This is a genomic window from Ralstonia sp. VS2407 (assembly GCF_052950655.1).
Window position 1 is genome coordinate 214,505 of record NZ_JBRFVG010000001.1, and the last position, 11,576, is coordinate 226,080.

At 64.6% G+C, this 11,576-nt stretch carries 9 protein-coding genes; 1 reads left to right on the top strand and 8 read right to left on the bottom strand.

What is annotated here, in order from left to right; all coding sequences use genetic code 11:
- Positions 1–13 precede the first annotated feature (13 nt).
- The 8 genes from ACU8YE_RS01060 to ACU8YE_RS01095 form a co-directional block, all read right to left on the bottom strand.
- Positions 14–577 (bottom strand): YceI family protein, encoded by a 564-nt coding sequence (locus ACU8YE_RS01060; protein ID WP_322016326.1) that lies wholly within the window; start codon positions 575–577, stop codon positions 14–16.
- A gap of 44 nt (positions 578–621) precedes the next feature.
- Positions 622–2,373: a glutamine--tRNA ligase/YqeY domain fusion protein gene (locus tag ACU8YE_RS01065; protein ID WP_446927932.1), complete on the bottom strand. Its 1,752-nt coding sequence runs from the start codon at positions 2,371–2,373 to the stop codon at positions 622–624.
- Positions 2,374–2,435: 62 nt separating this feature from the next.
- On the bottom strand, positions 2,436–3,458 hold the full coding sequence (locus tag ACU8YE_RS01070; RefSeq protein WP_446927933.1) for a lipase secretion chaperone: 1,023 nt from the start codon (positions 3,456–3,458) through the stop codon (positions 2,436–2,438).
- Positions 3,459–3,511: 53 nt separating this feature from the next.
- Complete coding sequence (locus ACU8YE_RS01075) at positions 3,512–4,510, bottom strand: lipase family alpha/beta hydrolase (protein ID WP_414560339.1); 999 nt, start codon at positions 4,508–4,510, stop codon at positions 3,512–3,514.
- Between the two features lie 191 nt (positions 4,511–4,701).
- Positions 4,702–6,204 (bottom strand): tripartite tricarboxylate transporter permease, encoded by a 1,503-nt coding sequence (locus ACU8YE_RS01080; RefSeq protein ID WP_232042261.1) that lies wholly within the window; start codon positions 6,202–6,204, stop codon positions 4,702–4,704.
- Between the two features lie 19 nt (positions 6,205–6,223).
- Positions 6,224–6,646, bottom strand: coding sequence for a tripartite tricarboxylate transporter TctB family protein (locus tag ACU8YE_RS01085; RefSeq protein ID WP_232042982.1), 423 nt, complete (start codon positions 6,644–6,646; stop codon positions 6,224–6,226).
- A gap of 294 nt (positions 6,647–6,940) precedes the next feature.
- Positions 6,941–7,393 carry a DUF2214 family protein gene (locus ACU8YE_RS01090; RefSeq protein ID WP_045204537.1) on the bottom strand — a complete coding sequence of 151 codons (453 nt, stop codon included), beginning with the start codon at positions 7,391–7,393 and terminating at the stop codon, positions 6,941–6,943.
- Positions 7,394–7,425: 32 nt separating this feature from the next.
- Positions 7,426–8,646 carry a CaiB/BaiF CoA transferase family protein gene (locus ACU8YE_RS01095; RefSeq protein WP_446927934.1) on the bottom strand — a complete coding sequence of 407 codons (1,221 nt, stop codon included), beginning with the start codon at positions 8,644–8,646 and terminating at the stop codon, positions 7,426–7,428.
- 207 nt (positions 8,647–8,853) lie between these two features.
- Between ACU8YE_RS01095 and alaS the strand changes: the two genes are divergently transcribed.
- Positions 8,854–11,496: an alanine--tRNA ligase gene (alaS, locus tag ACU8YE_RS01100; protein WP_446927935.1), complete on the top strand. Its 2,643-nt coding sequence runs from the start codon at positions 8,854–8,856 to the stop codon at positions 11,494–11,496.
- Positions 11,497–11,576: the final 80 nt, after the last annotated feature.

An 11,576-nucleotide genomic window follows, 5' to 3' on the forward strand; every position in this document is an offset into this window, starting at 1 on the left:
GTTGTTGCGAGGTTTATTGAGGCGTGGCTTCCACGCTGATGTCGAGGTCCACGCGGTCACCGACATCGGGCAGGAAACGTGTCATGCCGAACGCGCTGCGGGTGATGGCAAGATGGAAATCGCCGCCGCAAACGTGGCGCGTGCTGCCGGGCATCTTCTCGTCGCCACAACTGAAGCGGCGCACTTCCAGCCGCACAGGCTGCGTCACGCCGTGCAGTGTCAGCTTGGCCTCGATGGCGACCAGCTTGCCGCCTTCCACGACAAAGCGGTCGCTGCGCAGGCGGATGATCGGAAATTGCGCGGCGTCGAGAAACTGCTCCGATTTCAGCACACCGTCCAGCACCCGCAGGCGCGTGTTGACGGATGCAGCGTCGACGGTGAAATCGATGCCGCCCTGGTTGGTGGCTTCATCGAAATTGATGGCGCCGTCGATCTTGTCGAAGCGGCCGCGCATCGTGCTCCGAGCAAAATGCGATGCGCCGAAGTAGACCGATGTGTGCGCCAGATCCGGCGCAAATGATGTGGCAAAGGCGGGAGTGGTGAACAACCCCGCCAGCAATAGGATCCATGCACGCATGATGCCTCCGTTATCAGAGGCCCATGGCGTGCATGGGCCTGTGCTTACTTGCCCCAGCTGTCTTTCAGGCCGACCACGCGGTTGAACACGGGCTTGCCCGGTTGCGAATCGACGCGGTCTGCCACGAAGTAGCCGTGGCGCTCGAACTGGAAGCGGTCTTCCGCCTTGGCCGTTGCCAGCGTGGGCTCCAGATAGGCCGTGACAGTCTTCTTGGAGTCGGGGTTGAGCGCATCCAGGAAGTTCTTGTCGCCCGAATCCGGCTGCGGGTCGCTGAACAGGCGGTCGTACAGGCGCACTTCAGCTTCCAGCGCATGTGCGGCGCTCACCCAGTGGATGTTGCCCTTCACCTTGACGCTGTCAGCACCCGGCGTGCCACTCTTCGTATCCGGAACGATGTTGGCGTGCACGGCGGTGATGTTGCCGTCGGCATCCTTGTCGCAGCCGGTGCATTCGATCACATAGCCGTAGCGCAGGCGCACCTTGTTGCCCGGGAACAGGCGGAAGTAGCCCTTGGGCGGCGTCTCGGTAAAGTCCTCACGCTCGATCCACAGTTCACGTGTGAGGGGAAACTCGCGGCGGCCGAGTTCAGGCTGCTTGGGGTGCACAGGTGCGGAGCACGGCTCGTTGAAATCGGCCGGCACGTTGTCGAGCACCAGCTTGACCGGGTCCAGCACGGCCACCGAGCGCGGCGCACGCGCATCGAGGTCGTCGCGCACGGCGCCTTCCAGGATGCTCATGTCGATCCAGCTATCGGCTTTCGACACGCCAACGCGTTCGCAGAAGAGCTGGATCGATTCGGGCGTATAGCCGCGGCGGCGGATGCCAACGAGCGTCGGCATGCGCGGATCGTCCCAGCCATCGACGCGCTTTTCCGTCACCAGTTGCAGCAGCTTGCGCTTGCTGGTGATGGCGTACGTCAGGTGCAGTCGAGCGAATTCGTATTGATGCGGCAACGGTGCGGGCAGCACGCCGGCGTCGCGCAGGTGGTCGAGCACCCAGTCGTACAGCGGGCGGTTGTTTTCGAATTCCAGCGTGCACAGCGAATGCGTGATGTTCTCCAGCGCATCGGAAATGCAATGCGTGAAGTCGTACATCGGGTAAATGCACCATGCGTCGCCGGTGCGGTGGTGATGCGCATGGCGGATGCGGTACAGCACCGGGTCGCGCATCACGATGTTCGGCGCGGCCATGTCGATCTTGGCGCGCAGCACCAGTTCGCCGTCCTTGTACTTGCCGGCGCGCATGTCGCGGAACAGCGCCAGGTTTTCCTCCACCGAACGGTCACGGAACGGCGAGGGCGTGCCCGGCTTGGTGAAATCGCCCCGGTTGGCGGCAATCTGCTCGGCGCTTTGGCTGTCGACGTAGGCTGCGCCGCGCTGGATCAGCACTTCAGCAAAACCGTAAAGCTGCTCGAAGTAGTCGCTGGCGTAGTAGAGGTGCTCGCCGCCGGCGTCGTTCCACGAATAGCCGAGCCAGTGCACGGCGTCGATGATGGAATCGACGTATTCGGTGTCTTCCTTGACGGGGTTGGTGTCGTCAAAACGCAGGTGGCAGCGGCCGTTGTAATCGCGGGCCATGCCGAAGTTCACCCAGATGCTCTTGGCGTGACCAATGTGCAGGTAGCCATTGGGCTCCGGCGGGAAGCGGGTGACCACCGGCGGGATCGGCTGGCCGGTGGCGTCCTTGCGATCGGCATAGGTGCCTTGCGCGAGATCGCCATCAATGATCTGGCGCAGGAAGTTGGACGTGGGGGCGGCGGCAGTCGACCCGTTGGCGTTGGCGTTGTCTTGGCTCATGGGAGTGCGTGATTCGGCAATCCCGCGATTTTACAGTGCCGGGCGGTTTACGCCCCCGGACGCTATTTGCGTTGGGCCAGACCGTCGAGCGCCTGTGCGCGCAACAGCTCATTCGAGGCGGTGAAGGTCTGCTGCCGGAGTTGCGCGATTTGCGCTGCGCGGTCGGCTTCCGACAGGCCGGTAAAGGCGTTGATGCGATCGCGTTCGCGGGCGTAGGCGTCGTAGCGGCTGCGCCAGTCGGCTTCTTGCCGGTTGCCCTGGATCAGGCGGTCGGCCACGAGGCTGTCCACGCCGCGGGCTGACAGGCGCTGGCGCATCTCGGCTTCGCTCATGCCCTGCTTTGTCCATGTTTCCATGTCGCTGGCCAGCTTGAGCGGGGCGGAGGCGTCGCGGCGCGCCTGCTGTACCGATGGAGGCAGATTGGCATCGATGGCGGCGATCCTGGCAGCGCGCTGCTCCGGCGTGAGCGACGGGTCGGCCATCACGGCGAGGCGGTCGAGCGCGGCGGTGTCCATCGCGTCGTCATCGCCGTACCACGCCTGCGCGACGTCCGCGCCCAGGTATTGGCGGCGCAGCGCGGTGCGCTCGCTCAACTGCTGGCGGAGTGTGGCGATCAACTCCGGGCGTTGCTGGACTTGTTCGAGGCTCGGCTTGTTGCGGCCGGCTGTTCCGTTCGCAGCCGCTGCCTTGCGATAGGCCAGGTAGTGCTGCAGCAGAGATTGCGCTTCCGCCAGCGCCGGCGTGATCAGCTTGGCGCGCAGATGCGCCTCGGCCATCGACACACGCCGCGCTTCGGGCAGCGAGGCGGGCACGTCGAGGAAGTAGTCAAAAACCGCGCGGTTGGCGGCTTCGACGATGAGGTGGCCGCGCGTATCCACACGCAGTCCGTCCGGCGCCTGCGTATCGGCCAACTCGGGCGCGGGCGCAACGGTTGTCGACGGTTCGGCGCTGACACTGCCGATGAATGCGCCCTTGACCGCCTGCGGCGGCGATGCCGCAGGCGTTTCCGGTGCGTCCGACGTGTGCCACCAGTAGACCCCGCCCGCGACCGACACCGCCACCAGCACGGCCACAACAAACGTCATGGGCTGTATCGATGGCGATTGGGGTTTCATCGTGGCGTTCAGCGATTGGAGGGTTAGAGACCGGCCGTCTTCAGTCGATTGGCTTGCGTGCGGATCACCGCAACCGGGTCGGCCGCGCCCCAGCCGATCAGGCCGAGCAACTGGTTGACCTCATCCAGGTGGTTCCAGGCGTAATCCGTCGACAAGACCTGCCCGAACTTCGCGCTGCACACGGAGACGAGCCCATCGTTGGTTCCCGACCCCCGTGCCTGCATGACGCCGCCGCTGAACACCAGCACCGGATCAAACAGGTCGAGGAGGTTGGTGGCGGTGGAGCGGCCCGTCCACGAATACAGCTTCTGCACGTTGCCGTTGCGCACGTCGGTGGCGCTGCCGGTGTTGCATCCGCTCGCCAGCCCGGCGCTGGGGAACGCCTTGTTGAAATCAGCCGCGCCCGACGTCGACAGAATGTGCAGCGCCGCAAATCCATTCTGCGGATTGCTGTTGCCGTTGAACCAGCCGAGCACCGAGCCGAATACATCGGCGCCGAGGTTCACGAGCGCCTGGAACGGGGCCGGTGTCGACTCCACGAAGTCCGCAAACTCCGATCCCTTGTGGGGCGTGCCGATGGTGGTGACGGAGGCCACGAGGTCCGGTACGACGGCCGCCGCATAGCGCGAGGTCAGCCCGCCCTGGCTGTGTCCAATGAGGTTGACCTTGGCCGCGCCCGTGGTGGCGAGCACGCTGCGAATCTGGCTGACGAGCTGTTCGCCGCGCACGGTTTCATCGTTGAAGGCGGAAACGTCAGCCACGTAGACATTGGCGCCATTGGCGCGCAGGTCTTCGGGGATCTGGTACCAGTAGTCGACCACGCCGAGGAACTTGCTGGTGCCCGACAGGCCATGCACCAGCACGATCGGGTACTTGGTTGCGGCATAGGTGCTGGCGGCATGGGCCGGCACAGCGGCACCCAGGGTGAGGGCGGATGTGGCCAAGACGGCGGCTGCAGCGTGCGTGCGCAGGAAGCTGCGCGCTGATCCATACAGAGCATGGAGCAGGGAAGTCTGTGACATTCGGTTGTCTCCTGGACATTGGATAAGTGGTCGACCTCTTTGGGCCGATCGCCCTCCGTTATCCGAAGCGCCGTGTCCGACGTCAACTGAAGTGGAGGTTTGGCTCTAATGCTGCGCTGCCGCGTGCGCAAACAAAAACCGGAGGGCGAGCCTCCGGTTTGGTAGGGTGCGATGCAACAACATCGCTGGGCTTATTCCTCTTGAAACGCCTCCTCGCGTTTTCTGTTGATGGCGGGCAGCGCCACCAGCAAGACCAGGATGCCCGCCGCAATCAGCAGCCCAAGCGACAGCGGCCGCGTGACGAACGTGGAGAAATCCCCACGCGAGAGCAGCAGCGCGCGGCGGAAGTTTTCTTCCATCATCGGCCCCAGCACAAAACCGAGCAGCATGGGTGCCGGTTCACAGCGCAGCTTGACGAACATGTAGCCGATCAAGCCGAAGAGCGCCGTCTGGAAGATATCGAATGTCGTGTTGGACACCGAATACACGCCGATGCAGCAGAACACCAGAATGGCCGGATACAGGAAGCGATACGGCACCTTCAACAGGCGCACCCACACGCCGATCATTGGCAGGTTCAGCACGATCAGCATCAGGTTGCCGATCCACATCGAGGCGATCAGGCCCCAGAACAGCGCGGGGTTGCTGGTCATCACCTGCGGGCCGGGCTGGATGTTGTGGATGGTCATCGCGCCCACCATCAGTGCCATCACCGCATTGGGCGGAATGCCCAGCGTGAGCAGCGGGATGAACGATGTCTGCGCGGCCGCGTTGTTGGCCGATTCCGGGCCGGCCACACCCTCGATGGCGCCCTTGCCGAACTCGTGTGAATACTTCGACGTCTTCTTTTCCAGCGAATACGATGCGAACGACGCCAGCGTCGCGCCGCCGCCTGGCAGGATGCCCAGGACCGACCCGAGCGCCGTCCCGCGCAGCACGGCCGGGATCATGCGCTTGAAGTCTTCGCGGCTGGGCCAGAGGTTGCGCACGTGCTCGACAAAGGTTTCGCGGTGCTCCTTCTGTTCGAGGTTGGCGATGATCTCGGCAAAGCCAAACACGCCCATCGCCACCGACACGAAGTTCAGACCGTCGGCCAGCTCCGGCACGTCGAACGAATACCGCGCGGTGCCCGAGTTCACATCGGTGCCGACCAGGCCGAGCAGCAAGCCCAACACGATCATCGCTATTGCCTTGACGAGCGAGCCGGAAGCCAGCACCACCGCGCCGATCAGGCCCAGCACCATCAGCGCGAAATACTCGGCCGGACCGAAGTTGAACGCGAATTCGGACAGCGGCGTGGCAAACGCCGCCAGCACTAGCGTGGCCACGCAGCCAGCGAAGAACGAGCCGAGGCCGGCGGTTGCCAGCGCCACGCCGGCCCGCCCCCGCCGGGCCATCTGATAGCCGTCAATGGTTGTGACGACAGACGAGGATTCGCCCGGCAGATTGACGAGGATGGCCGTGGTGGAGCCGCCGTACTGCGCGCCGTAGTAAATGCCGGCCAACATGATCAGCGCGGCCACGGGGGGCAGTGCGTATGTGGCGGGCAGCAGCATCGCTATCGTGGCGATGGGGCCAAGGCCAGGCAACACGCCGATCAGCGTTCCGAGCACGCAGCCGATGAACGCGTAGATCAGGTTCTGTATGGAAAGCGCGGTGGAGAAACCGAGCGCGAGATTGGCAAAGAGATCCATGGTGTCGTCCGCGTCCCGCTCAATTGCCGATGAAGGCAGGCCACACCGGAAACTGCAGCTTGAGCCCGTAGACGAAGGCCCCGAGGCTCATCACCACCATCACGATGGCCGTACCGGCGGCGCCCTTGAGCGTGAACTCGTGGCTCGCCATGCTGGAGACCAGCACGAGCACCACAATGGATAGGACCAGCCCAAGCGGTTGCAGCAGCAGCCCGAACAGCACCACGGAGCCGAGCACCCACAGCAGCGTCTTGACGTCCCAGCGCGGAATGCGATCGGCCACACCCTTGCGCGACAACGATTGCACGACCACGACCACGCCCAGCAGCACGAGCACCACGCCCAGCCAGAACGGGAAGTAGCCCGGGCCCATGCTGCCTGCCGTACCCATGCGGTAGCTGCGCGCCAGAATGGCAAACGCCGCACCAGCGACGATGAACATGATGCCGGATGCAAAGTCCTGGTGACTGCGGATCACCGGACCACCTCGTCGATCGTTCTGCAAGTCGGGTCTCCTCGGAGTAGCGTGCTGCGCCGGGTGTGGCTGGCCGCCTTGTACCTTGTAAGGCGGCCAAGTTTGCACGCTAAGCAGACCGGCTTTCAAGCACCTTGCGGAGGGGAAGGCGGGCCTTCTCATGGCCCGGCGCGGCGCCTGGGCAAACGATTCAGGGTTTGTCCCTAGCGTTGCCTTGGGGAAACTTGGGGCCGCACAACGCGGTTGCGCGGCCCTGAGCGTTTACATGCCGATGCCGCGTGCCATCAACACAGCCGCCAGCGGAATGAAGATGATCAGGTGCGACTCGATCATGACCCAACGCCGCGTCTTGGCAATTTCCGCGGGCGTGGGTACGAAGTTGGGCAGCGTCTTGCCCTGCTTCTTCCATCGCAGGATCGTGACAGTCGGAATGATCGACATCAGCCCGATCAGGATGAACAGGCCAACCTTGACGTGGAATACCGGGTTGTGGACGTAGAACGCGTAGCCTTTGGCGCCGTAGAACACGCGCAGCAACCCCGTGATCAACACCGCGAGGGCGGCAAAGCCGAACACGGCGTCATAGCGCGCCAGGCGCTTGCACGTCTCGGGCGTCATGTCCGGGCGCAGCACCACGGCCTCGGCGGTGAGAAAGACGATCAGCGTGAAGATCGATATGTAATGCAGGTAGGCCAGCAACGCATCAAGCCACATGAGGACCTCGTCTTGGGTGGAAGAAGTTGCGATTAGATGACGCCTTGCACGCGCAGGGCTTCGATCTGCTCGGGCGAGAAGTCGAGCACGTCGCGCAGCACGGCGTCGGTGTGCTCGCCCAGCAGCGGCGGGTGGCTTGCGTCCTTGGGCGGCGTCGCGCTCATCTTGACCGGGCTGCCGACCAGCTTGACGGTACCGGCGCTCGGGTGAGGCAGGTCGACGCGCAGGCCGCGCGCCTGTACCTGCTCGTTGTCGAACACCTCGTCGAGCGAGTTGATCGGGCCGCACGGCACGCCGGCGGCTTCGAGCTTGTCGATCCATTCGCCTTTGCTGAAGCGCTTGACCATCTCGGCCAGAATCGGCACCAGCACGTCGCGGTTGGCCACGCGCTGCGGGTTGGTGGCAAAGCGCGGGTCGTCAGCCAGCTCGGGCATGCCGCCGGCATCCACAAAGCGGCGGAACTGCCCGTCATTGCCGACAGCCACGATGATCCAGCCATTGGACGCCTGGAACGTCTGATACGGCACGATGTTCGGGTGCGCGTTGCCCCAGCGCTTGGGCGCCTGGCCGCTGGCCAGATAGTTCGTGTTCATGTTCGCCAGCATCGCCACCTGCACGTCGAGCAACGCCATGTCGATGTACTGGCCCTCGCCGGTGCGGTCCCGATGGGCAAGAGCGGCCAGCACGGCCACGGTGGCGTACATGCCGGTCATCAAATCCGAAATGGCCACGCCGGCCTTCTGCGGGCCGCCGCCGGGCAGGTCGTCGCGCTCGCCGGTCAGGCTCATGAAGCCGCCCATGCCTTGTACGATGAAGTCATAGCCGGCGCGCGCGGCGTAGGGGCCGGTTTGGCCGAAGCCCGTGATGGAGCAGTAGATGAGGTCGGGCTTCACCGCCTTGAGCGATGCGTAGTCGAGCCCGTACTTCTTGAGCTGGCCGACCTTGTAGTTCTCGAGCACCACATCCGCATGCGCGGCGAGTTGGCGCACGATGTCCTGGCCCTCGGGCGTGCTGATGTCGACGGTGATCGAGCGCTTGTTGCGGTTGGCGGCCAGGTAATAGGCGGCTTCGGCGGTGTCCTGGCCGGCTTCGTCCTTGAGCCACGGCGGGCCCCATGTGCGCGTGTCGTCGCCGGCGCCGGGGCGTTCTACCTTGATGACGTCGGCGCCGAAATCGGCAAGATTCTGCGCGCACCAGGGGCCGGCAAGCACGCGGGTCAGGTCGAGAACACGAAGATGGCTCAGAGCGCCCATGGATTGACGAATCGACACAATTGGAACGGGTGCACTCTACACCACGCCCCGGAAGGGGCGCAGCCCCATGCAACCAGCCGGGGAAAATGCGGCGCAGAATGGACGCGACCCGGGCGCGAACCCCGTATAATCAATGGTTTGCACTAATCCAAGGCGCTAAGGAGCGGGATGCTCCAAGGCGCAATGCTGACTCCGGCACCCCGCGACATGAAAGCCTCCGATATCCGCCAAAAATTCCTGACCTTCTTTGAGGGCAAGGGCCACACCGTGGTGCGCTCCTCGCCGCTGGTGCCGGGCAACGACCCGACGCTGCTGTTCACCAACTCCGGCATGGTGCAGTTCAAGGATGTCTTCCTTGGTACCGACAAGCGCCCGTACGTGCGTGCGGCTTCCGTGCAGCGCTGCCTGCGCGCCGGCGGCAAGCACAACGACCTGGAAAACGTCGGCTACACCGCGCGCCACCACACGTTCTTCGAAATGCTGGGCAACTGGTCGTTCGGCGACTACTTCAAGCGCGACGCACTCGTGTGGGCGTGGGAGCTGCTGACGCAGGAATACAAGCTGCCGGCCGACAAGCTGTGGGCCACCGTCTACCAGACCGACGATGAGGCCTACGACATCTGGACCAAGGTCATCGGCCTGCCGCCCGAGCGCGTCGTGCGCATCGGCGACAACAAGGGCGCGCCGTACGCCTCCGACAACTTCTGGCAGATGGCCGAAACCGGCCCGTGCGGCCCGTGCTCGGAAATCTTCTACGACCACGGCCCGGACGTATGGGGCGGCCCCCCGGGAAGCCCGGAAGCCGACGGCGACCGCTACATCGAAATCTGGAACAACGTGTTCATGCAGTTCGATCGCCAGCTTGATCCGGCGACCGGCGAATACACGCTGACCCCGCTGCCCGCACCGTGCGTCGACACCGGCATGGGCATGGAGCGTCTGGCTGCGATCCTGCAGCACGTGCACAGCAACTACGAGATCGACCTGTTCCAGGCGCTCATCGCCGCCGCCGCGCGCGAGACCCACACCAAGGATCTGGCCAACAACTCGCTGCGCGTGATTGCCGACCACATCCGCGCGTGCTCGTTCCTGATTGTCGACGGCGTGATTCCGGGCAATGAAGGCCGCGGGTATGTGCTGCGCCGGATCATCCGCCGCGCCATCCGCCACGGTTACAAGCTCGGCTGCCGCGCAGCGTTCTTCCACAAGCTCGTGGACGACCTCGTCGCGCAGATGGGCGAAGCCTATCCGGAATTGCGCGAGGCACGCGACCGCGTGGTCGAGGTGCTGCGCACCGAAGAGGCCCGCTTCTTCGAGACCATCGAGCACGGCATGTCGATCCTCGACGGCGCGCTGGGCGAGCTCAAGGCGAACGGCGGCAAGATGCTCGACGGCGAACTCGCCTTCAAGCTGCACGACACCTTCGGTTTCCCGCTGGACCTGACGCAAGACGTCTGCCGCGAGAACGACGTGATCGTCGACGAAGCCGCCTTTGACGCCGCCATGAACCGCCAGCGCGAGCAGGCACGCGCGGCAGGCAAGTTCAAGATGGCTGCCGGCACGCTCGACTACACCGGCGACAAGACCACCTTCCACGGCTACGACCAACTCGTGCGCGAAACCGCGCGTGTGACGGCGCTGTTTGTGGATGGCGCATCGGTGCAGGAAATGCACCCGGGCCAGACCGGCGTCGTGGTGCTGGACCACACCCCGTTCTATGCGGAATCAGGTGGTCAGGTTGGCGACCAGGGCACGCTCAAGGCCGCGACCGTCTGGTTTGACGTGGCCGACACGCTCAAGGTGCAGCCGGAAGTGTTCGGCCATCACGGCGAGCTGCGCACCGGCGTGCTCAAGGTTGGCGACGCCGTGGCGGCGGAAGTGGACGCGGCGCGCCGCGCGCGCACCATGCGCAACCACTCGGCCACCCACCTGATGCACAAGGCGCTGCGTGAAGTGCTGGGCAGCCACGTGCAGCAGAAGGGCTCGCTGGTCGATGCGGAAAAGACGCGCTTCGACTTCTCGCACAACGCGCCGATGACGCCGCTGCAGATTCGCGAAGTGGAAGCGCGCGTCAACGCAGAAATTTTTGCCAACGCGGCCACGAGCGCGCAACTCATGGGCTTTGACGACGCGGTCAAGAACGGCGCGATGGCGCTCTTTGGCGAGAAGTACGGCGACGAAGTGCGCGTGCTGTCGATCGGTTCGTCGAAGGAGCTGTGTGGCGGCACGCACGTGGCGCGCACGGGCGACATCGGCCTGTTCAAGATCGTGAGCGAATCAGGCGTGGCAGCGGGCATCCGCCGCGTGGAAGCCATCACCGGCGACAACGTGCTGCACTACCTGCAGACGCTCGACACGCGCATCAACGAAGCGGCCGCCGCACTGCGTGCCCAGCCATCGGAACTGACGCAGCGTATCGGCCAGGTGCAGGATCAGGTCAAGACGCTGGAGAAGGAACTGGAGCGCCTGAAGTCGAAGCTGGCCGCAAGCCAGGGCGACGAACTCGTGAGCCAGGCCGTGGACGTTGCAGGCATCAAGGTGCTGGCTGCCAAGCTGGACGGCGCCGATGCCAAGACGCTGCGCCAGACCATGGACAAGCTCAAGGATAAGCTGCAGACCGCGGCCATCGTGCTGGGCAGCGTGACTGACGGCAAGGTGGCGCTCATTGCCGGCGTGACGGCTGACGCCACGGCCAAGGTCAAGGCCGGCGAGCTGGTCAATTTTGTCGCCCAGCAGGTCGGCGGCAAGGGCGGTGGCCGCCCGGACATGGCGCAGGCCGGCGGTACGGAGCCGGATAACCTGCCGCAGGCGCTGGCCGGTGTGGCAGCGTGGGTGCAGCAGAAGGTGTGATGTAACCCCTTCGTATCGGATGCGCTGAACGGCGCGCGTTCCCGGCAACGGGGCGCGCGCCGTTCGTTTTTTGGGCCCCA

Coding starts and splice junctions, on each gene's coding strand:
- ACU8YE_RS01095 (WP_446927934.1), bottom strand. CDS start 8,646: ATGGGCGCTCTGAGCCATCTTCGTGTTCTCGACCTGACCCGCGTGCTT.
- ACU8YE_RS01060 (WP_322016326.1), bottom strand. CDS start 577: ATGCGTGCATGGATCCTATTGCTGGCGGGGTTGTTCACCACTCCCGCC.
- ACU8YE_RS01065 (WP_446927932.1), bottom strand. CDS start 2,373: ATGAGCCAAGACAACGCCAACGCCAACGGGTCGACTGCCGCCGCCCCC.
- ACU8YE_RS01075 (WP_414560339.1), bottom strand. CDS start 4,510: ATGTCACAGACTTCCCTGCTCCATGCTCTGTATGGATCAGCGCGCAGC.
- ACU8YE_RS01080 (WP_232042261.1), bottom strand. CDS start 6,204: ATGGATCTCTTTGCCAATCTCGCGCTCGGTTTCTCCACCGCGCTTTCC.
- ACU8YE_RS01090 (WP_045204537.1), bottom strand. CDS start 7,393: ATGTGGCTTGATGCGTTGCTGGCCTACCTGCATTACATATCGATCTTC.
- ACU8YE_RS01070 (WP_446927933.1), bottom strand. CDS start 3,458: ATGACGTTTGTTGTGGCCGTGCTGGTGGCGGTGTCGGTCGCGGGCGGG.
- ACU8YE_RS01085 (WP_232042982.1), bottom strand. CDS start 6,646: ATGTTCATCGTCGCTGGTGCGGCGTTTGCCATTCTGGCGCGCAGCTAC.
- alaS (WP_446927935.1), top strand. CDS start 8,854: ATGAAAGCCTCCGATATCCGCCAAAAATTCCTGACCTTCTTTGAGGGC.